The sequence below is a fragment of the Chitinophaga niastensis genome, assembly GCF_003014755.1.
In the GTDB taxonomy this organism is placed as follows: Bacteria; Bacteroidota; Bacteroidia; order Chitinophagales; family Chitinophagaceae; genus Chitinophaga; species Chitinophaga niastensis.
In genome coordinates, this window is record NZ_PYAW01000002.1 from 158615 (window position 1) to 180442 (window position 21828).

The following is a 21828-nucleotide window of genomic DNA, read 5'->3' on the forward strand; positions in this document are numbered from 1 at the left end:
GGTTTTGTCTTTCCCAGGATTTTGTCTTTCTCCCGATTAGGCTGATTATACTGATTACTCTGATTATTTTTTCTGAGTTTTGAAGGATTTAAAAAGATTAACGAAGATCTCAGCGGATATTGTCTGAACCAGGATTTAACAGATTGAATGGATTACCCTGATGGGTGTTATGTTGTAGGATTGAGAAGATACCAGCGAATATTTACGCTAAGATCTTCGGCATCCATCAGGGTAATCCATTCAATCTGTTAAATCCTGGTTCAGACAATATCCGCTGAGATCTTCGCTAATCTTTTTTAAATCAAAAAAAAATAATCAGGGTAATCAGCATAATCAGTCTAATCCTGGGAAAGACAATCTCACTCAGGCAAACGGCGGCATATTGTTCAAAAACCGCCACTGCCTTTCGTTTGCCAGGTAGTTCCCGCAAAAGGTATTGACGCCGTTGGTAATCACCAGGTAAGTAGCCGGTATCACCATATTGTATCGTATCACCTGTTGCATGGTTTGCTCAGTAAGGGGCACATTCATTTCTTTGCATTCTACCAGCATCCAGGGCTGCATCTCCCGGTTATAAATAACGATATCAAATCGTTTCTTCATCTCTCCTAAAAAAATCTCTTTTTCGATACCTATCAGGGATGCCGGGTATTGCAACGTTTTTACCAGGTAATTCAGGAAATTTTGTCTTACCCATTCTTCCGGTGTAAGTGTAACATACTTTTTGCGAAAGCGGTCAAAGATCAATTCCTTATTGCCTTCGCTGGTAATTTTAAAATCGGGAGCCGGGAAGTTGATGACGATCAAGGTGCAACTTATTTTTAATGATATTGCGAAGATAGCCACAATAGGATAATATTGAGGTTAGCGAACAAAACCTTATATTTGCTTGTCAAAAGGCTATGAAGACAAAAGAAGAAATTGTAGCTAATTGGCTGCCCCGCTACACAGGTGAGAAACTGGACGAATTTGGTTCCCACATCCTCCTCACCAACTTCAGTAATTATGTAAATATGTTTGCCGAATGGAACGATGTTCCTGTTGTTGGTCAGGGTAAACCTATGCAATGTGCCACTGCAGGTGATATCACTATTATTAACTTTGGTATGGGTAGTCCCGGTGCGGCTACTGTAATGGACCTGCTCTCTGCGATCTCTCCCAAAGCAGTATTATTCCTCGGTAAATGCGGAGGACTTAAAAAGAAGAACAATATCGGCGACCTGATACTACCGATTGCGGCTATACGCGGCGAAGGTACCAGCAATGATTATTTCCCGCCGGAAGTGCCCGCACTGCCCGCATTTGCGCTGCAAAAGGCCATCTCTACCACCATCCGCGATTCCGGTCATGATTACTGGACAGGCACCTGTTATACTACCAACCGTCGTGTATGGGAACATGATGCCGCGTTTAAAGAGTACCTGGAAAGGATCAGGGCAATGGCAGTAGATATGGAAACGGCCACCATCTTTTCTGTAGGCTTCTTTAATAAAATTCCTACCGGTGCTTTATTACTCGTATCAGATCAGCCGATGGTACCTGAAGGTGTAAAAACAGAAGAAAGCGATAAGAAAGTGACCAACAAATTTGTAGAGCGTCATCTGAAAATCGGGATAGATTCCCTGCAGAAGCTGATTGAAAGCCATCAGACAGTAAGGCACCTGCGTTTTTAGAATTGTTGTATCTTCCGGGTATGCTTTCCACGCGGGTAGAGATACAAGATCTGGAAGTAACCTTCCAGGCCAATAACACAACAATTACAGCTGTAAATCATATTTCCCTTTCCATTGGAAAAGGAGAAATTGTAGGCGTAGTGGGAGAATCCGGTTCGGGTAAGTCTGTTACCGCTCTCTCGCTGATGCGCCTGATACAGTTGCCCGGGAAAATAACCAGCGGAGAAATCCTTTACCAGTCTGCCGATGCTGCTGCCGTTAACCTCCTGCAGCTACCGGATGCTGCCATGCGGGCCTATCGTGGTAACGAAATAGCCATGATTTTCCAGGAACCCATGACTTCCCTTAATCCCCTGCATACTTGCGGAGCGCAGGTAGCAGAGGCTATCCGGCTGCATAATAAAATTGGCCATAAAGCCGCACGGGAACAGGTGATTGCTTTATTCCAAAAAGTAAAACTGCCGGATTCTGCCGGTATCATGGATCGTTATCCACATGAATTATCCGGTGGTCAGAAGCAACGTGTGATGATTGCGATGGCTATATCCTGTCATCCACGCCTGCTCATTGCCGACGAACCCACTACTGCACTGGATGTAACTGTTCAGAAAGCCATCCTGGAATTACTGCGGGAGTTACAGCAGCAAATGGATATGAGCGTGATCTTTATTACACATGATCTGGGTGTGGTGGCAGAAATTGCCGAAAGAGTAATAGTCATGTATAAAGGAGATATTGTAGAAGAAGGTACCGTGAAAGAGGTATTCCTGCATCCAAAACATCCTTACACCAAAGGGTTGCTGGCTTGCCGGCCGCCATTGGATAAGCGTTTAACAAGACTTCCCGTTACACGTGATTTTATGGAAACAGACTCACGTGGACAGATACACGAAAAAGCCGGTGCCATACAGGAGCTGGTTAACTCACTTGTTGTAAGCGATGCCGCTTTACAGGCACGGGAGCGGGTACTGGCCGCAGCGCCTCCTTTGCTGGAAGTGCATCATCTGCAAACCTGGTTTCCGCTTAAGCGAAGTATTACAGGCAAGGTGCTGCAATGGGCTAAAGCGGTAGATGATGTGAGTTTTTCTGTGGTCACGGGTGAAACACTGGGCCTGGTGGGGGAATCGGGCTGTGGTAAAACCACGCTGGGAAGATCTTTACTAAGATTGATAGAACCAACCGGCGGGAGTATTGTTTATAAAGGACGGGATTTGCGGAGTTTATCCAACAGTGGTATGCGGGATTTGCGCAAGGATATGCAGCTTATTTTCCAGGACCCGTACGCCTCACTGAATCCCCGGCAAACCATAGGATCTGCCATCCTGGAACCTATGCAGGTACATGGCTTATATGGCAATGAACGTGCACAAAGAGAAAAGGTATTTGAATTACTGGAGAAGGTAAATCTGCATCCCGATCATTTTAATCGTTATCCGCATGAGTTTTCAGGCGGCCAACGGCAGCGTATTGTGATAGCCAGGGCGCTGGCGGTAGATCCGTCTTTCATCATCTGTGATGAATCGGTAGCTGCGCTGGACGTAAGTATCCAGGCCCAGGTGCTGAATTTACTGATTCGTTTGCGGGAGGAGCTGGGGTTTACCTGCATATTTATCTCCCATGATTTATCCGTGGTGCGTTTTATCAGCGACCGGATGATGGTGATGCAAAAGGGTAAAATAGTAGAAACCGGGGCTGCTGATGCGGTATACAATCATCCGCAAAATGTATACACACAACAGTTAATTGCAGCCATTCCGAAAGGATTGTAATATATAATTAGCTGATATTTATCCTTTGTTGATCATTTTTTGACAAAATAGATAATTATCGGTAGCTTTGCACCCTCTAAAATTTATTCATACCGTAATATGAAACTATCACAGTTCAAATTCGATCTTCCTTTAAATCTGATCGCACAGCACCCTACCAAGACAAGAGATGAATCACGTTTAATGGTGGTACATCGTAATACTGGCAAGATTGAGCACAAAGTATTCAAAGACATCCTCGGTTATTTCAACGATAAGGATGTGATGATTGTGAACAATACCAAGGTATTTCCGGCAAGGTTGTATGGTCGCAAAGAGAAAACGGGAGCGAAAATCGAGGTATTCCTGTTGCGTGAGCTGAACAAGCAAAACCGTTTGTGGGATGTAATTGTTGACCCGGCACGTAAGATCCGTGTAGGTAACAAGTTGTATTTTGGCGATGATGAGTCGCTGGTGGCAGAGGTAATTGATAACACCACTTCAAGAGGTCGTACTATTCGTTTCTTATTTGAAGGTAATGACGATGAATTCAAACAGATATTAGACCTGCTGGGAGAAACACCGTTGCCTAAGTATATCAAACGTAAACCGGAAGATGAAGATAAAGAGCGTTATCAAACAGTGTATGCTAAGTACGAAGGCGCTGTAGCTGCACCTACTGCAGGTTTGCACTTCAGCCGTGAGTTGATCAAACGCCTGGAAATCAAAGGTGTTAAGTTTGCAGAAGTAACGCTGCACACTGGTTTAGGTACTTTCCGCCCTATTGAGGTGGAAGATCTGAGCAAGCACAAAATGGATGCGGAGTATTTTCATATTGAAGACCACGCCGTAAAAACTGTGAATAAAGCGAAAGAAGAAAACCGCAGGATCTGCGCTATTGGTACTACTTCCGTACGTGCTGTAGAATCTTCTGTAACTGCACAGAACCTTTTGAAAGCTGCAGAAGGATGGACCAACACGTTCATTCATCCGCCTTACGAGTTTGCTATTCCAAATGCATTGGTAACGAACTTCCACTTGCCTAAGACCAGCTTACTGATCATGACCTGCGCTTTTGCAGGATACGATCTGATCATGGAAGCATATCAGCAGGCCATTAAAGAGAAATACCGTTTCTTCAGCTATGGTGATGCCATGCTGATCGTTTGATGATAACTGAAATTAACAAGAGTCCTCTGCCTTTGGCAGAGGATTTTTTGTTTTGTCTTTCTCAGGATTAGATTGATTATGCTGATTACCCTGATTTTTTTATAAAAAGATCCGGATCTTTTTCAGTAGACTTATAAAAATCAAAATGGGTCATGAATAAGCAATAATAAGATCAGGGTAATCATCAAAATCAGTTTAATCCTGAGTAAGACAATTTAACTATTACTTACATGGAACCTCGGAAAAAAATTGCCATCATTGTAGCTGGCGGCACCGGCACCCGGATGCAGAGCGCCGTACCCAAACAGTTCCTGGAACTGGCCGGGAAACCCGTGTTATATCACACTATAGCGGCTTTTGCCAACGCTTACCAGGATATGAAAATAATACTGGTACTACCGGAGGCGCATTTCACTTATGCCAACAGTTTATTACAGGCCTTTGATCATATCCCCGATATCACGATAGTAAAAGGTGGCAGCACCCGTTTTCATTCTGTGAAAAATGGGTTGCAGCAGGTAAATGATGATGCCGTTGTGTTTGTACATGACGGTGTGAGGCCATTGATATCTGCTACGTTGATCCGTAGTTGTTATGAAGCGGCATTAAGCCATGGTAGCGCCATTCCTGTGATTGATATGAAAGATAGTATCCGGGAGATAAAAGCAGATAAGAATGTGGCTGTTGACCGTGATCATTTCAAAATTATCCAGACGCCGCAAACTTTTCTTTCTGATCTGATCTTACCTGCTTTTGAATTACCCTATGATCCGTTGTTTACAGATGAAGCTACCGTAGTAGAGCGTTTGGGGCATCAGGTGTACCTGGTAGCAGGCGAGGAGTCCAATATCAAAATTACCAAACCACTGGATCTTACGATTGCGGAGGCGCTGCTGGCTGATCAGAAATTATAAAATCCTACTGATCTGGCTTTGGCAGTATCTGCAAAAAATACCTGGAATGTTACCAGGCGGCCGGTTAGGGTATCGCAATTAGCGTTGGGAATGGTAACCCCGTCAAATACTTTTCCATAGAGATTTAAGTGAGTACCATTTATTTTCCGGGCAGCTAAAAAAGCTGCAATGGTATCAATAGTGGTGGTTTGTGCCTTGCCCCAGGGATTATTACAGAAGGTTTCCTGGTACCTCATTTCTTTTGAGGTAATTGGCTCAGTTGGCGGATCGGTAATACAGGACGATAAACATAAAGCCGCTGCGAGCCCGGGATAAATAAGTTTCATTTTGGTTGATTTGTTATTTAAACGGGCATTCAGCGGCTTTAGTTACAGGCATATTATTTGGCTGCTGCTGTTTCAGACAGGCCTTTATTTATTTTTTGTAGTATTTGGTGTGCTACATCCATTGCCTGCAGGCCATCTATAGCATTTACAACTACTGGCTTGTTTTGCAGGATGCTGTCGCGGAACATCTCCAGTTCCATGCGGATAGCATTGGATTGTTTGATTTCCGGATTATCTATTGCGATGGTTTTTTTGCCGCTGTTGGTTTCTATATCCAGGGTAAATAGTCCTTCGTCTTCCGGTGTTTTTAATTTAATGATCTCTGTTTTCTTATCCAGGAAGTCGATACCGATGTAGGCATCTTTCTGGAACAGGCGCATTTTCCGCATTTTCTTCAGGGAGATGCGGCTGGAAGTGAGGTTGGCTACACAACCGTTATGGAATTCTATACGTACGTTGGCAATATCGGGAGTGTCGCTCATAACGGCTACACCGCTGGCGGATATGCGGCTTACGGTAGATTTCACGATACTCAGCACGATGTCAATGTCGTGGATCATAAGATCCAGGATTACGCTTACATCGGTGCCGCGGGGGTTGAATTCTGCCAGGCGATGCACTTCAATGAACATGGGTTTCAGGTCATATCCTTTTAGTGCCAGGAAGGCAGGGTTGAAGCGTTCCACATGTCCTACCTGGAATTTGATATTGGCTTCATCCACTAGTTTTACCAGTGTTTTAGCTTCCTCCATGGTGTTGGTCATGGGTTTTTCCACAAATATGTGTTTGCCGTTGCGAATGGCCAGTTCACACAATTTATAGTGCAGGGTAGTAGGAGCAACAATATCAATAGCATCTACTACCTGTATGAGCTCTTCCGCTATGGTAAAACGGGGGATATTATATTGCTCTGAAATGCTGGCAGCATTTGTGTTGCTGGGATCATAGAAGCCTACTACTTCTACATCTTTCATGGTGGCCAGCTGAGAGAGGTGTATCTTACCTAAATGTCCTACTCCGAAGAGTCCTATTTTGAGCATATGGGAACTGAATAAATATGTGCGAAAGTAATCAGATTTTGGGATTTGGTTATTTTGATATTTGTTTATTTGATTTCAACAGAAAATGTGCTGGCAGAATCAACCGCCAGAAAATAAAGTAAACGCTTTTTGTGGTATTATATGATACCTTCTTCTACGAGGCTATAGTAGCCGGTTTCAGATACAATGATATGATCAAGTACGTCAATGTCAAAGAGTTGCCCAAGGTCTTTTATTTTATGTGTAATGCGGATATCTGCCTGGCTGGGGCGCAGGCTTCCGGAGGGATGGTTGTGGCAAAGCAGTAGTTTGGTAGCATGTGCTTCCAGTGCTTCACGGAAAATAATTTTGGGATCCACTATGGTGCTGGTCATACCGCCGCTGCTGATGCACCGGTAATGGAGTACTTTATTGGCGTTGCTGAGAAACATCACATAAAATGTTTCGTGGTACTGATCTGCCAGCATGGGTTTGAAGAACAGGGCTGCATCTGAACCGTTATTGATCACTGTTTTTTTGTCGATGCTACCGGCCTGTCTTCTGCGGGCCAATTCCATGGCTGCCATAACAGTAACCGCTTTGGCATATCCCATACCGCGTAGCTTCTGTAGCTGTTTTACATTTATTTTTCCCAATTCAGACAGGTTGTTATTGGCCAGGCGCAGGATTTCTTTCGCCAGTTCCAGTGCTGACTTACTTTTATGGCCGGTATGCAGCAGGATGGCCAGCAATTCTGCATCGCTGAGGGCGGTAGCGCCAATATTAACAAGCTTTTCTCTTGGTTTTTCGTTCTCGGGCCATTTATGTATGGCCTGGTGGGGAACCGGGTTAACATTAACAAACATGACTTTATTCCGTTTAACCAAATATACGAATCCGTCTGCGGAATTATTCATCTCCCGCTAACATTTTTATTCATTATCGGATGCTTGTCCTTATAAAATTGTTATATTTAGCATAGATCGTTATGGAAATTTTTCATTGCACTTTATGTTCCGGAATGTATTGATATATTGATGCTTATAGTTGTTATAAAACAATTATAAGAGTTGTGCATGAAAAAAAATTCAGGCTGGTACTCCCAAAAATCATAGTTTTGCAACCTCTTTTCCACTAGTATCTAGTATGCAACCTTCAGTAAAAATTTTCACAGGCAACAGTAATCCAGCATTAGCCGAGAAAATTGCCAAGAAATATGGCAAGGGTCTTAACGGCGGTCTTGGCAAAGTAAAAATCCAGAAATTCAGTGACGGCGAAATTCAACCCGTTTTCCTGGAGAGTATACGTGGTGATTATGTTTTCCTTATTCAGGGCACCAGTGCACCTTCAGATAACCTGTTGGAGCTGTTGCTGATGATTGACGCGGCAAAACGTGCTTCTGCCGGCTATATCACTGCAGTAATCCCGTATTTCGGGTATGCACGGCAGGACAGGAAGGATAAGCCGCGTGTGGCCATTGGATCCAAACTGGTAGCCAATCTGCTTACTTCAGCAGGAGCTAACAGGGTGATAACAATGGACTTACACGCACCACAGATTCAGGGGTTCTTTGATATCCCGGTAGATCACCTGGATAGTTCTGCGATTTTTATTCCTTATATAGAGAATTTAAAGTTAGAAAATCTTACCTTTGCGTCCCCTGACGTAGGTAGCACCAATAGGGTGCGTGAAGTGGCGTCCTACTTTAATGCAGAAATGGTGATTTGCGACAAACATCGTAAACGTGCCAATGAAATTGCATCCATGGTAGTGATCGGTGATGTAACGGACAGGAACATAGTGCTCATTGACGATATTTGTGATACTGCAGGCACGCTGTCTAAAGCAGCCAACCTGTTGAAGGAAAAAGGCGCCAGAAGCGTTCGTGCATTTTGTACCCACCCTGTATTCAGTGGTAAGGCGTATGAAAATATCGAAAACTCGGTGCTGGAAGAGATAGTGGTATGTGATACTATTCCTATCAAATCTGAAAGTTCCAAGATCAAGGTGATTTCTGTAGCAGAACTTTTTGCTGTAGCTATCCGCAATATGCACGAAAACAAATCTATTACCAGCCTGTTCATTCACAGTCAGCGCCGGGGAGATTAACAACGTATTTTAATAATCAACATAAATTGTTTAAGCAATGAAAACAATAACCATCGAAGGACAACTCAGGAGCGAATTCGGCAAAAAAGCCACCCGCCAGATCCGTTCTGAGGAACAAGTGCCTTGCGTTATTTACGGGGGTGCAGAAACTGTTAGTTTTTCAGCTCCTGCAAAAGCATTCAAAACACTGATTTACACACCTGCTTTCCAGAAGGCAGAAATTAAATTAGGTGCTAAAACTTACATCTGTGTATTGAAAGATATGCAGTTTGATGTAGTTACTGATGCATTGGCTCACGTGGATTTCATGGAGCTGGTAGAAGACAAAACGGTAGCAGTTACCATTCCTATCAAACTGGTAGGTTCTTCTGCAGGTGTTAAAGCCGGCGGTAAACTGGTTAGCAAACTGAAAGCACTGAAAGTAAAAGCATTACCTAAATTCCTGGTTGAGAATATCGAAGTTAACATCGATAACCTGGAACTGAATGAAAACATCCGTGTAGAAGACGTGAAAATTGAAGGTATTGAAATTACCAACTCTCCACGTATTCCTATCGCGTCTGTGGTAATGACTCGTCAGCTGCGTCAGGAAGAAGCAACTGCTGAAAAAGATGCTAAAAAGAAATAATCTTTTAGAAATATTTTTCAAAAAAGCCTCTCTAAATTTAGAGGGGCTTTTTAATTTTGGAATAATCCGCCTTTCTTCCAAATACTACCAGTAAAATGAAATACTTAATAGCAGGATTAGGCAATATTGGAGACGAATACAAAAATACCCGTCATAACATTGGGTTTGATGTGGCAGACGCTTTTGCTGCCAAACACAATGCTACTTTCAAAAACGACCGGTTAGCAGATGTAGCGGAATGTAAATGGAAAGGAAAGACGTTTATTGTTATTAAGCCTACCACTTACATGAACCTGAGTGGGAGAGCCCTCAAATATTGGTTGGACAAGGAAAAGATTCCACTGGAAAACCTGTTGGTAATTGTGGATGATCTGGCCCTGCCCCTGGATGTAATACGTTTACGCCCTGGCGGTAGTGATGCCGGGCATAATGGGTTAAAAAGTATCCAGGAATCATTGGCTACCAATCAATATCCACGTTTGCGCTTCGGAGTAGGTAATAATTATCCTAAGGGCCGGCAGGTAGAATTTGTGCTGAGTAAATGGAAAAATACGGAAGTTGCTGTTGTGCAGGAGAAAATTGATAAAAGCACAGAGATTATTGAGAGCTTTGCCAGCATCGGCCTTGCCCGTACCATGAACGATTGTAATAAATTAACATTTCCTTCTATAAAGTAAATTTGTAAATCTGACAGCTATCTGCTTTATTTATCTTTTAAAATAAACGCATTATGAAAATTATTTGCGTAGGTAGAAACTATGCCGACCACGCCAAAGAGTTAAAAAACGAAGTGCCGTCGGAACCGGTGTTGTTCATGAAACCTAAGAATGCACTGCTTCAGAATAGTCACCCGTTCTACTACCCGGAGTTTACTAAAAACCTTCATTACGAATGTGAACTGGTACTGCGCGTGAGTAAGAATGGCAAACATGTCCAGGAAAAATTTGCAGATAAATACTACGACCAGATTTCTGTGGGTATAGATTTTACTGCCCGCGACCTGCAGGACCAGCAGAAAGCCAAAGGCTTGCCATGGGAAATAGCCAAGGCATTTGATAACTCTGCTGTAGTTGGGAATTTCATACCCATTACACCAGAAATGGATAAGAAAGATATCAACTTTTGCCTGTATAAAAATAAGGTAATGGCGCAGTCGGGTAATACCAAAGACCTGCTGTTCTCTTTCGATTACCTGGTAGCTTATATCTCCCGGTTCTTTACGCTGAATATTGGTGACCTGATTTTTACAGGAACACCTGCTGGCGTTGGTCCTACAGAGATAGGAGATGCCTTTGAAGCTTTTATTGAGAATGATAGTTTGCTGGAGTTCTCTGTTAAATAGCTTTTAGCGCTTAGCATTTAGCTTTTAGTAAAAATGCAGCGGAAATGAAAGTATAGCACTTTATCTCCGCTGCATTTTTACTAAAAGCTAAATACTAAGCGCTAAAAGCTTACGGGATATTCGCATAAATAGTATCCAATATCCGTGTTAACTCTATATAATCCACTTCGGACAGTGTTTTCCAGCCAATCTTACGCATATCATGTACCAGTGGCTTCACATCTTTATACTTTTCTACCCCTTCCGGAGTCAGCTGTAAATACACTTTGCGGCGGTCATATACATCAGCCTCTCTTTTAACCAACCCCTTCTTTACCAGTAATTCTATAATACGGGAGATCGTAGTAATATCCTTGGAAGTATTGCGGGCCAGCTCGTTATGAGTGGTCTTTTTATGTTTATAGAGATTTTCCACCAGCAGCCATTGGTCTACTGTAATGTCCTTTTGTTGGGCATCAAACGTTTTTTGCCAATAGTTGCGCAATTTTTTGAGCGTAGCATCCAGTTTAAAAAAAGATGGATTACTGACGAAAGTATCAGGCATATTATTTAATTTGCATTAGCAACTGTTGCTATGGCAACTATTGTTTTTAAATCACCATCACCACCAAAACAGTCTTACGTGTTTAAAGATAGTACAAGCGTTTCAACTTTAAAAGCGCAGGGCTCCAATGAGGAGGCAAACAGGAGCGAGCAAGCTGAATTATTAACAGCCTGGCGTCTTATGTGTGAAGCCGGCAATATGGCTGCCACCTACGAGGCCAACAGGGCCATCTGCAAATATGTACATTCTACTTCCCGGGGGCATGAAGCCATACAAATAGCCACTGGCTTGCAATTGCGGCCATGCGATTTTGTTAGTCCCTACTACCGGGATGAAAGTATGTTGCTGGCAATGGGCTTTACACCCTATGAATTAATGCTGCAGCTACTGGCCAAAGCAGACGATCCTTTTTCTGCCGGAAGATCTTATTACAGTCATCCTAACAGCCGGCAGGCCGATAAACCGAAGATACCCCATCAGAGCAGCGCTACAGGCATGCAGGTGATTCCCACCACGGGCATAGCACAGGGTGTGCAATACCTGGAACAAATACAATCTACCTTACTCAAAACCGGTCCTGATGGTGAATTGCCGGTAGTGGTATGTTCGCTGGGTGATGGCAGTGTAACAGAGGGTGAGGTGAGTGAAGCGCTGCAATTTGCAGTATTAAAACAATTACCAATTATTTACCTCGTACAGGACAATGATTGGGGTATTTCTGCTACTGCGGCAGAAGTACGCGCCATGGATGCCTATGAATATGCTGCCGGTTTTAAAGGACTGGAACGTATGCGCGTTGACGGTAGTGATTTTACTGCCAGCTACGCTGCTATGGAAACTGCTATCAATTATGTACGGCAGGAGCGCAAACCTATACTGGTACAGGCAAATGTGCCTTTACTCGGGCATCATACTTCCGGTGTACGTAAGGAATGGTATCGTACAGCAGCAGACCTGGAAAAACATGCTGCCGATGATCCGTTGCCTAAGCTGCGTGAATTATTACTGAAACATGGTGTTCCTGAAAGTATATTAATTGAAATAGCCACTACGGCCATTGCTGATATAAAGACAGCTTTTGATAAAGCAGTACAGGCGCCTGAGCCTTTGCCTGAAACGGTGCAGGATCATGTGTTTGCGCCCGCAGCCGTTACAATGGAAAGCGGTACCCGCACACCGGCCACCAATAATAAAGTGGTGATGGTAGATGCAGCATTGCATGCGGTAGAAGAGATCATGCAGCAATACCCGGAAGCTATCTTTTTTGGACAGGATGTAGGCCGCCGGCTGGGCGGCGTTTTCCGCGAAGCAGCTACGCTGGGAGATAAGTTTGGTGAGCATAGGGTATATAATACTGCCATACAGGAAGCTTATATTATTGGCGCTACTGCCGGTCTTTCGGCGGTGGGAGTAAAACCTATTGTAGAAGTGCAGTTTGCAGATTATATCTATCCGGGTTTTAATCAGCTGGTATCAGAGATCTCCAAATCCTGTTATTTAAGTAATGGTAAATATCCTGTGCAAACGCTGATCCGGGTACCGGTGGGTGCTTACGGAGGAGGTGGTCCTTATCACTCCGGCAGTGTGGAATCTACGTTGCTGAGCATTAAAGGCATCAAGGTAGTATATCCATCCAATGTAGCAGATATGAAAGGGCTGATGAAGGCTGCTTTTCTGGATCCCAATCCTGTGGTGATGCTGGAGCACAAAGGGCTTTACTGGAGCAAAGTACCTGGTACACTGGAAGCGATGATGGTAGAACCCGCAGCAGATTATGTGTTGCCATTGGGTAAAGGAAATGTAGTGTTGCACGCGCATCCAAAGGATGTGCAGCAGGGGAACTCTATGTGCATTATTACCTATGGCATGGGCGTATACTGGGCCAAAGCTGCTGCCAAAGCATTTCCCGGCAACGTGGAAATAGTGGATCTGCGCACTTTATTTCCGCTGGATGAAGCACTGGTTTACGATACTGTGAAGAAGCATGGTAAATGCCTTATTCTTACGGAAGAACAGCTGAATAATTCTTTTGCACAGGCACTCGCCGGGCGTATTCAAAAAGAATGTTTTAAACAACTGGACGCACCGGTATATACATTGGGCGCCATGGATTTACCGGCGGTACCTTTGAATATGGGATTGGAAGCAGCGATGTTACCTAATCATGCTAAAGTGGAAGCGGTGATTTCCGAGTTATTATCTTACTAAAAAAATATCAATTTCTCCTTTAAGGTGATGACCTGCATAATAAAAATGCGGCATAAACTGCTGCAACTGCCGGATAACAAACCGGCAGTATACGAACGGCCGGCGATCATAAAAGCGCTGATTGATAACGGTTACGCGCATACGAACCTGGCTTATTCCCGTCATGATTTTGAAGAGGTATATCACTTTTTACGCAGCTAAATAATCAAACGATTTATTATGATCCCAATCATGCCATAGCAGCTGCAAAGCTGCTATGGCGGCGGCGCTACAGGCATGCCATCCGGGGCAGCTGATACAGCTGGTGCTTTTACCGGATTTGCTTAATCGCAGGTTGGATGTGAAGGAAACGGAAGTACACCGGAAAACATTTTTTATTTATGAAGCATGGTTATCACTGGTGAAGGGCGTGGTGAAATATGGGATGATGCGCTGGATATCTCCCGGGAAACGATCAGGGGGCTATCTGGCTTCGATGGAAGCTTTTTTGTGATCTCCACTCACCTGTACCAGCTAAAGCCCTTTGCAGGAGATGTGAGTGCGTATTATATTGATTGTGTGTTGAAGGATAGAGTACTACAATTGCTTTATACGCTGCAACCGGGCTGGTCTGAACTTAAAATGGGGCGGATTATTTTTGAACAGGAGGGCTTACCAAAGTTGCTGGAGAAAAAATGACTGCGTTCATACTTAAATCTTTTAATCAGGGGTAATATATCATTAGCTTCAAAAAAAAATGCAAAATCGTTTTAGTTATCTGGAAATATTTATATTTTTATGGCCTGAGCTGTAATAGAAAGAGCCAAAAGTATCCGTAGTGCGTATCCGCTCATGAACCTGAATTTGAATTATTCATTTGTTAAAATAGTATTGACATTCGCTTGGTATCTAAATCTAAATTATTCATTAGTTAAAGCAGCATAGAAGTACTAAAGAAAAACAAACACGCCGGCCAGAATGCTAAATCGATTGAGCCTAAGCGTATTTTCACGTTTGAAGTAAGCCAAATTTTTAAACCATCTAAATCTTTTACTGTTAGCGCATCAGTATCCTGTACGCAAACCGTTACCAGCAAAAAGCCTTTTAACATTAGTGTGACTACGTTATGAACTGAGTAAGTAAACACTCTCAGGATGGTATTGCGGTGTTAATTGTGCCATATTCTATTATTTATTTAAACGGCGTGGTATAACCACGCGTACACGTTATTAACGCGGTTGCATATACGAAAATCTATGTAACATAATTGCCGGTTGCCACACCGGCACATTCCTTAATATTTATTATCTGAATCTTTCCAATAAGCAAAAGGAGGGATACTGTCTTTCTTATGCAAAATCGTTTTAGCATTGAACCTTTATTAACCAAACAAACCAAACGTATGAAAAGAAAATTGACTTTTCTAATGCGAACAGGCTTACAAAGTACATTATTGCTGCTAATGACTTTGATGGCCTTTTCTCAGGGTAAAAAGATCACCGGTAAGGTGTTCGATGCCCGGGATAATTCGCCGCTACCAGGCGTGTCTGTACAAGTAAAAGGCACTACTGTGGGTACACAAAGTAGTGCAGACGGATCTTATTCCATTTCAGTTCCGGGAAATAACAGCACACTGATATTTTCATTTATAGGCTATACACCACAGGAAAAAATAGTGGGTGCCAGCACTATCCTGAATGCTGCATTGAGCACGGATGTTAAATCCCTGCAGGATGTAGTGGTAGTAGGTTATGGCGTACAAAAAAGATCTGATCTGACAGGCTCGGTTGCTTCCATTAAGGCAGCCACCTTGCAGGAACGTCCGGCGCCTTCTGTTAACCAGGCATTGAGCGGTCGTATCCCGGGTGTACAGGTAAACACTAACTCCGGTCGTCCGGGTGGTCAAACCAACATCCGTATCCGTGGTTTCAGCTCCATCAATAGTACCAATAACCCACTGTATGTAATTGACGGAGTGGTATTACCAGTGGGAACACAAACGCAGAACAGCAACGCTATTGATTTCATTAACCCTAACGACATTGAGTCTATTGAGGTATTGAAAGATGCATCTGCTACTGCTATTTATGGCGCCAGAGGTGCTAACGGTGTTATTCTTGTTACTACCAAACACGGTACTGCTACCGGCGGCAAGGTTACTTACGATACCTATATCGGAAAAAATACGATCGGACCACATCGTGTACACATGCTGAATGCAAAAGAGTACATGGCAGTAGAGGATCTGGCCTGGAAAAATGCGCAAACATATGATCCGGACGGATGGGCAAAAGGAGATTATATTTCTAAAAACCCTGCGCTGAAAAGAACTGATCCCCGTTTGTTTGATAAAGATGGTAATCCACTTTACGATACCGACTGGTTAAAAGAATCTGTTCAGAATAAACTATCGCAAAGCCATCAGCTTGGTTTTACAGGCGGTAATCCAGATACGCAGTATGGTTTGTTCCTGGGCTACCTGGATGATAATGGCTTGTTATTAAATTCTTACCTGAAACGTTATTCTGCCCGTTTCAGTCTTGATACAAAAGTGAAAGAATGGCTGAAAGTAGGTGGATCATTGAGTTATAATAACCAGGAAGAAAACCTGGTGGATATTGGTACAGGTGGTTTGAACTCTGTACGTATGATTACAGAAGGGTTACCATTTCTGCCAATAAAATTTGCAGACGGCAGCTGGTCTAATAATAAAGTGTATCCTGGTGCTGAAGGCGGTTCCAACCCTGTTCAGATCCTGACAGACCGTAAGTACATTTTGAATACACAAAACGTACTGGGTAATGCTTACGCGAATATCAGCCTGGCTCCGGGTCTTGAACTGCGCAGTGTTTTAGGAACCAATATTGTTACCCGTGGCCGCAATGAATACATGGGCAGATCACTGCTTGATATTTCTGCTTCCCAGGGAGGTATTGCTATTCTTGATAATGGCCGCGAAAGCTACTGGTCATTTGAAAACTATCTGACCTATAACAAGAAAGTTAAAAATCATTCCTTCACTGGTTTGTTAGGTTTGTCCTGGCAGGAAACTAACATGTTTGGTTTTAATGCCCGCGCAGAAAGTTTTTCTACGGATTATTTCCAGGAAAACAAACTGGGGGCAGGTTCCAATATCCCTGCCAGTGGCGTTGATTCACGTCGCAGCCGCTTTGCGTTCAATTCTTATTTCGGCAGGGTAAACTATGGTTATAAGGATCGTTACCTGTTAACATTAACAGGTCGTATGGACGGATCTTCCCGTTTTGGTGAAAATCATAAATATGCTTTCTTCCCTTCTGCTGCATTAGCATGGAGAGTATCTGAAGAAGACTTCCTGAAAGGTAATGCTGTAATATCTAACCTGAAACTGCGCAGCAGCTTTGGTGTTACCGGTAACTCTGAAATTGATCCGTATAAATCATTGGCTACACTGGCTGCCAACGGCGACTACGCAGCCGTTATTGGTGGTGCTAAAGTGCAGGGTGTTGGTACAAACAGACTGGCTAACCCTGATTTAAGATGGGAGAAAACAGCACAATATGATTTTGGTGCAGAATTAGGAATAATAAAAAACCGTATTAACCTGGAGGCAGATCTTTACTATCGTAAAACTACCGACATGCTGCTGGATGCACCGGTACCAACCACCAGCGGTTATGGCACTATTACGAAGAACGTCGGCTCCATGGAAAATAAAGGACTTGAGCTGGGGTTAAATGCATTAATTATTGATAAGAAAGATTTCTCCTGGAGTTCTACATTTAATATCTCTTTCAACAAGAACAAAGTATTGTCACTGGCTACACCAGCTGATATCTTTGGTATTGGTGGTCCTAACTTTACCAATCAGACTAACATTATTCGTGTAGGCGAACCCGTTGGATCTTTCTGGGGCCTGGTACGTTTAGGCACCTGGAGCACCGCAGAAGCAGCAGAAGCAGCTAAGTTTAAAGATTACCGTGGCGGTAAACCAATTTTACCCGGTGATATCAAATACCTGGATGTAAATGGCGACCACGCCATCACAGATGCTGACCGTATGATTATTGGTAATGGTAGTCCAAAGGGTTGGGGTGGTTTTATTAACACCTTTAAATACAAAAACCTGGATCTGACTGTTGAACTGCAATTCACTTACGGTAATGATGTGCTGAATATGACGCACCATTCCGGAGAAGACCGTACCGGCCTGGCTAACAGCTTCGCTTCTGTATTAGACTACTGGACTCCTGATCACCAGAATACCATGATTGCTGCACCGCGTAATCCTTCTGCAGGTTATGTAACCAATGTGGATACCCGCTGGATAGAAAATGGTTCCTTTATCCGTGGTAAAAACCTATTGCTGGGTTATACTTTCAACAGTTCAATGGTAGAGCGCTTACATCTGAGCCGTCTCAGAATTTATGGCTCTGTTCAGAACTTCTTCCTGAAAACTAAATTCAGCGGTAATGATCCGGAAGTATCTACTTATGGAAATTCATTTGCACAGGGACAAACATTCTTCGATTATCCCAAACCAACTACTTACGTACTGGGATTAAATGTGGCGTTTTAATTTGTTCAGTCATCAAAAAGATTAATTATGAAAAAAAATATCATCAATAAAATAGGATTGCTTGTACTGGGTGGCGCTATGGTGATGGGTATGGGTAGCGGGTGCAAGAAGTTCCTGAGTGAACAGGATCCTTCCAACCTGAGCCCGGATAGTTACTTTACACTTCCTGAACACGCAGATGCCGCTATTTATGCTGCTTATGCGCGTACAAGGCTGGTAGGATACGGTGCCGGTATATTTTCCAATAACTTCCAGTTGCTGGATGCACCTACAGGTACTATGATTACCGGTACTGCTCAAAACTCTGATCTTAATAACCTGTTAGGCCTGGTATATAATGGTGAGAACCTGCATATAGGGCAGTGGTGGAAAGAATTATACCGCGAAATTGCACAGGATAACCTGGTACTGGATAATGTACCTGGTATCAATCCGATGGATGCTGCACAAAAGAAAAGGGTATTGGGTGAAGCGCATTTCCTGCGTGCCTGGGCCTATTTTTATGCAGTAAGATTATGGGGAGATGTGCCTTTGATCCTGAAATCGCAAACGCCTCTTTCTACTGATTTTCTCCCTACACGTGCTAAAACAGCCGATGTGTATGCGACTATTGTACAGGATTTACAGAATGCAGAAGCAGCCGGTTTATCCTGGACAGATGCAAGTGGCAGAATAGGACTGGCAGCTGTGAAAGCAGAACTGGCGAAGGTATATCTCACTATGGCAGGTTTTCCGCTGAATAAAGGTGCAGCATACTACAAGCTGGCTGCTGACAAGGCCAAAGAAGTGATCGATTATGCAAATGCACATCCGGGTGAAATTGGTTTATTTGCGAACTACACCGATTTGCATAAAACAGCTATGAATAACAGGCTGGAACACTTGTTTGAAGTACAATACCTTACTGGTGTAGAGGAAAATCCGCTGCAGTCAATTATGTTGCCTAACAACTCGCTTTCCAAAAATATCTCTGCTACCGGCAGTGGTGTAGGTAGTTCTATGCCAACCCAGTCTTTTTATGATTCTTATAAAAAGTTTGAACCAACTGATAAGCGTACAGATGAGCAGCAGTTTTTCTATACTTCTTATTTTGTAGATGGTAGCGGAGCTGCCTTCCCATTAGGCGCTCCTTATATCTTCAAACATTTTGATGTGGAAGATCATGGTGCTCCCGGCACACCAGGAACCAAACATAGTAACCTCAATGTACCGCAGATCCGTTATGCAGAAGTATTACTGATATATGCTGAAGCGCAAAACCGTGCAGACGGAGCTGCTAACATCACTGCATATACTGCATTAAATGCTATCCGTGCCAGGGCTAACCTGCTGCCGGTAGTGGCTTTAGGTCAGGCTGCATTTGAACAGGCGGTATGGCGTGAACGTGTACACGAATTTTGTTTTGAAGGCATTATCTGGTTTGATATGGTTCGCCTGAAGAAAGTGTACAATGAGGATACTAATGGCTTTGATGACTTTGTTGGTCACGTGAATAAAAACTCAGGTCAGCCACTGCAGGAGAAGCACCTGTTGTTCCCGCTGCCAACATTTGAAATGAAGAATAATGCAAACCTGAAACCGCAGAATCCCGGGTATTAATAAGTAAGGAATGCTAACAATAATAAAAATGGGCTGTCTCAGATTTTGAGACAGCCCATTTTTATTATTATCGTTGTGAATTATTTTACTGTTTTTTTTGTTGTTTCCAAAGTAAAATTAACGGCAGTTGTTAACCGCTTCATAGCTATCGCCAGCTGGTTTTCTACTGTTTTTACCGAGAGGTTCATGAGGGAAGCTACTTCCTTGTATTTCATGCCATGCTGCTTTATCATCATAAACACCATTTTGCATTTGGGCGGAAGTTGTTGAATGGTGTATTCCATTTTCCGGATCATTTCTGCGGAAATCATAAGCTGTTCCGGATCGCTGTTAAAAGCGATCTCCAGTTTATCTTCTTCTGCAAAAATTATATGCCGGGAGGCGGCCTGTTTCCGCATATGATCAATAGCACGGTTCTTTGCAACCACAAAAAGGTATACCTGCGGATTTTTTATATGCGCGAGTGATTGCCTTTTTTGCCAGCAATGCATAAAAACGTCATTCGTAATTTCTTCTGCCACCTCTTTGGAACGGGTGAGTGAGAAGGAAAAACGGAGCATCTTCACAAAAAAATGATTGTAGAAAGCCTCAAAGGCAGCCTGATCATTGTTCACTGTGATGTTGCTAAAAAGCTCATTTATTGTACACTGATCCATCCCTGTTGGCCGCTGATAATGGTTGCAAATTATATAACGTAGATTAAGCTAAAGTTAACAAAATAATTTATCGGGCAAAGCTTTTTTGCCAATGATGGTATTTTATTACAAGATGGTAGTGATCTCTCCTTATTAACGAAGGGGTAACATGCATGCGCCTTAATGGGCATTGCCCACTCCTGAAAATTATTTTAAACCTCTTTGGGGGTTTTTGAATTTCATTTCGTCCTTCTACTGTAACACGGATAAAAAAGTAAATGACCGAGCGTAACCGGATAAATGTATTAATGGCCAGGAAGGTTGCCGGAGAGGCCACCATGGATGAATTGCAGGAACTTGACCGCTTGTTGACGCAATTTCATGAACTGCAATATGCTTTTACTATTGTGGAAGACATAAAATCTTTGGATGGAGAGAGCGGTTTTTCTGAAGCAGAAGAGCAACAATTGCTGGAAGATGGGTTTGCGCGTATCAGTTTATTGATGCAGCAACCGGAAGAACCGGTGGTGAAACGTATTTTCCCGTGGAAAACGGTGATGGGAGTAGCAGCCTGTATTGCCGTACTGGTAAGTGTTTACAGGATATGGAAAATGCCGCAGGAAACAATTTACCGGAATGAGGTAGTCACCAAAACAGGTTCCAAAACATCAGTGGTATTACCGGACGGTACCAGTGTGGTACTCAACGCATGCAGCCGCCTGCAGTATGATGCCAGCCGTTTCCTGAAAGGAGACAGGGAGGTGGTACTCACCGGAGAAGCCTATTTTGATGTGAAACATGACCCTGCACACCCTTTTACTATCCAGACAGGTCGTGTAAATATCAGGGTGCTGGGCACTGTTTTTAATGTGAAAGCTTATACAGAAGATGCTACCGTTGAAACAACGTTGTTGAGTGGTAAAGTAGAAGTGAGTTTTCCTGAAAAGGCTGCTACAAAAGGAAATAAGGTTATCATATTACAGCCGGAACAAAAACTGATCATCGACAAAAATGATATAAATACTGTAATACCATCTGCAAATAAAAATACCAACCACACTTTCGCCATTGTACCCGTGAAAGTAAATACAGCCGACACCAATATAAACGACGCAAAACCGGCAACCATGCAGCAAACAGCCTGGATGAACGACCGCTTTGAATTTGACAAACTCACATTTGAACAACTGTCGCACGACCTGGAACGTTGGTACAACGTAACCGTGCAATTTAAAAATGATAAATATAAGAACGAGGTATTTACCGGCGCTTTCCGCAAACAGCGCATAACGGAAGTATTAGATGCGCTACAAATAATGTCAGGCTTTCATTATGAAGTGAACAATAAAGAAAATATTATTTACATATGGTAAATC

The 21828-nt window shown here is 43.1% G+C and carries 20 protein-coding genes; 14 read left to right on the forward strand and 6 right to left on the reverse strand.

Annotation, left to right across the window (positions count from 1 at the left end; all coding sequences use genetic code 11):
- Positions 1–363: 363 nt before the first annotated feature.
- Positions 364–807, reverse strand: coding sequence for a type I restriction enzyme HsdR N-terminal domain-containing protein (locus tag CLV51_RS09145; protein ID WP_106527750.1), 444 nt, complete (start codon positions 805–807; stop codon positions 364–366).
- A gap of 95 nt (positions 808–902) precedes the next feature.
- Here CLV51_RS09145 and CLV51_RS09150 point away from each other — a divergent pair, with 95 nt between their 5' ends.
- The 4 genes from CLV51_RS09150 to CLV51_RS09165 all read left to right on the forward strand — a co-directional run bounded on the left by CLV51_RS09150 (position 903) and on the right by CLV51_RS09165 (position 5505).
- The gene (locus tag CLV51_RS09150) at positions 903–1673 is read left to right on the forward strand and encodes an AMP nucleosidase (protein WP_106527751.1); all 771 of its coding nucleotides are present in this window, start codon (positions 903–905) and stop codon (positions 1671–1673) included.
- A 20-nt stretch (positions 1674–1693) separates the two neighbouring features.
- Positions 1694–3442: an ABC transporter ATP-binding protein gene (locus CLV51_RS09155; RefSeq protein WP_106527752.1), complete on the forward strand. Its 1749-nt coding sequence runs from the start codon at positions 1694–1696 to the stop codon at positions 3440–3442.
- 99 nt (positions 3443–3541) lie between these two features.
- Positions 3542–4591, forward strand: a complete 1050-nt coding sequence (gene queA / locus CLV51_RS09160) for a tRNA preQ1(34) S-adenosylmethionine ribosyltransferase-isomerase QueA (protein ID WP_106527753.1) — start codon at positions 3542–3544, stop codon at positions 4589–4591.
- Positions 4592–4821: 230 nt separating this feature from the next.
- Complete coding sequence (locus CLV51_RS09165; RefSeq protein ID WP_106527754.1) at positions 4822–5505, forward strand: 2-C-methyl-D-erythritol 4-phosphate cytidylyltransferase; 684 nt, start codon at positions 4822–4824, stop codon at positions 5503–5505.
- On the opposite strand, the gene CLV51_RS09170 is transcribed toward CLV51_RS09165, so the two are convergent.
- The 3 genes from CLV51_RS09170 to radC all read right to left on the reverse strand — a co-directional run bounded on the left by CLV51_RS09170 (position 5493) and on the right by radC (position 7716).
- Positions 5493–5831 carry a hypothetical protein gene (locus tag CLV51_RS09170; protein WP_106527755.1) on the reverse strand — a complete coding sequence of 113 codons (339 nt, stop codon included), beginning with the start codon at positions 5829–5831 and terminating at the stop codon, positions 5493–5495. The genes CLV51_RS09165 and CLV51_RS09170 overlap by 13 nt on opposite strands.
- 53 nt (positions 5832–5884) lie before the next feature.
- Positions 5885–6871, reverse strand: coding sequence for a Gfo/Idh/MocA family protein (locus CLV51_RS09175; protein WP_106527756.1), 987 nt, complete (start codon positions 6869–6871; stop codon positions 5885–5887).
- A gap of 137 nt (positions 6872–7008) precedes the next feature.
- On the reverse strand, positions 7009–7716 hold the full coding sequence (radC, locus tag CLV51_RS09180; protein WP_106528782.1) for a RadC family protein: 708 nt from the start codon (positions 7714–7716) through the stop codon (positions 7009–7011).
- Between the two features lie 280 nt (positions 7717–7996).
- On the opposite strand from radC, the gene CLV51_RS09185 reads away from it, so the two are divergent.
- The 4 genes from CLV51_RS09185 (at position 7997) to CLV51_RS09200 (ending at position 10929) form a co-directional block, all read left to right on the forward strand.
- Entirely contained in the window at positions 7997–8959 is a 963-nt protein-coding gene (locus tag CLV51_RS09185) for a ribose-phosphate pyrophosphokinase (protein ID WP_106527757.1), read from the forward strand.
- Positions 8960–8996: 37 nt separating this feature from the next.
- Positions 8997–9587: a 50S ribosomal protein L25 gene (locus CLV51_RS09190; protein ID WP_106527758.1), complete on the forward strand. Its 591-nt coding sequence runs from the start codon at positions 8997–8999 to the stop codon at positions 9585–9587.
- Positions 9588–9682: 95 nt separating this feature from the next.
- Positions 9683–10264: an aminoacyl-tRNA hydrolase gene (gene pth / locus CLV51_RS09195; RefSeq protein WP_106527759.1), complete on the forward strand. Its 582-nt coding sequence runs from the start codon at positions 9683–9685 to the stop codon at positions 10262–10264.
- Between the two features lie 53 nt (positions 10265–10317).
- On the forward strand, positions 10318–10929 hold the full coding sequence (locus tag CLV51_RS09200; protein WP_106527760.1) for a fumarylacetoacetate hydrolase family protein: 612 nt from the start codon (positions 10318–10320) through the stop codon (positions 10927–10929).
- Between the two features lie 109 nt (positions 10930–11038).
- Here the strand turns inward: CLV51_RS09200 and CLV51_RS09205 are convergent, their stop codons facing one another.
- A complete protein-coding gene (locus tag CLV51_RS09205) occupies positions 11039–11473 on the reverse strand; it encodes a MarR family winged helix-turn-helix transcriptional regulator (protein ID WP_106527761.1) in 435 nt (144 codons plus the stop codon).
- 30 nt (positions 11474–11503) lie between these two features.
- Here CLV51_RS09205 and CLV51_RS09210 point away from each other — a divergent pair, with 30 nt between their 5' ends.
- The 5 genes from CLV51_RS09210 to CLV51_RS09225 all read left to right on the forward strand — a co-directional run bounded on the left by CLV51_RS09210 (position 11504) and on the right by CLV51_RS09225 (position 19817).
- Positions 11504–13681, forward strand: a complete 2178-nt coding sequence (locus CLV51_RS09210; RefSeq protein WP_106527762.1) for an alpha-ketoacid dehydrogenase subunit alpha/beta — start codon at positions 11504–11506, stop codon at positions 13679–13681.
- Between the two features lie 45 nt (positions 13682–13726).
- Complete coding sequence (locus CLV51_RS29080) at positions 13727–13882, forward strand: hypothetical protein (RefSeq protein ID WP_158266965.1); 156 nt, start codon at positions 13727–13729, stop codon at positions 13880–13882.
- A gap of 186 nt (positions 13883–14068) precedes the next feature.
- Positions 14069–14359 (forward strand): P-loop NTPase family protein, encoded by a 291-nt coding sequence (locus CLV51_RS28885; protein WP_146151257.1) that lies wholly within the window; start codon positions 14069–14071, stop codon positions 14357–14359.
- Positions 14360–15062: 703 nt separating this feature from the next.
- A complete protein-coding gene (locus tag CLV51_RS09220; protein WP_106528783.1) occupies positions 15063–18218 on the forward strand; it encodes a SusC/RagA family TonB-linked outer membrane protein in 3156 nt (1051 codons plus the stop codon).
- A 27-nt stretch (positions 18219–18245) separates the two neighbouring features.
- Positions 18246–19817 carry a RagB/SusD family nutrient uptake outer membrane protein gene (locus CLV51_RS09225; protein WP_106527764.1) on the forward strand — a complete coding sequence of 524 codons (1572 nt, stop codon included), beginning with the start codon at positions 18246–18248 and terminating at the stop codon, positions 19815–19817.
- Between the two features lie 80 nt (positions 19818–19897).
- On the opposite strand, the gene CLV51_RS09230 is transcribed toward CLV51_RS09225, so the two are convergent.
- A complete protein-coding gene (locus CLV51_RS09230) occupies positions 19898–20473 on the reverse strand; it encodes an RNA polymerase sigma-70 factor (RefSeq protein ID WP_106527765.1) in 576 nt (191 codons plus the stop codon).
- A 257-nt stretch (positions 20474–20730) separates the two neighbouring features.
- Here CLV51_RS09230 and CLV51_RS09235 point away from each other — a divergent pair, with 257 nt between their 5' ends.
- Positions 20731–21825: a FecR family protein gene (locus tag CLV51_RS09235; protein ID WP_106527766.1), complete on the forward strand. Its 1095-nt coding sequence runs from the start codon at positions 20731–20733 to the stop codon at positions 21823–21825.
- Positions 21826–21828: the final 3 nt, after the last annotated feature.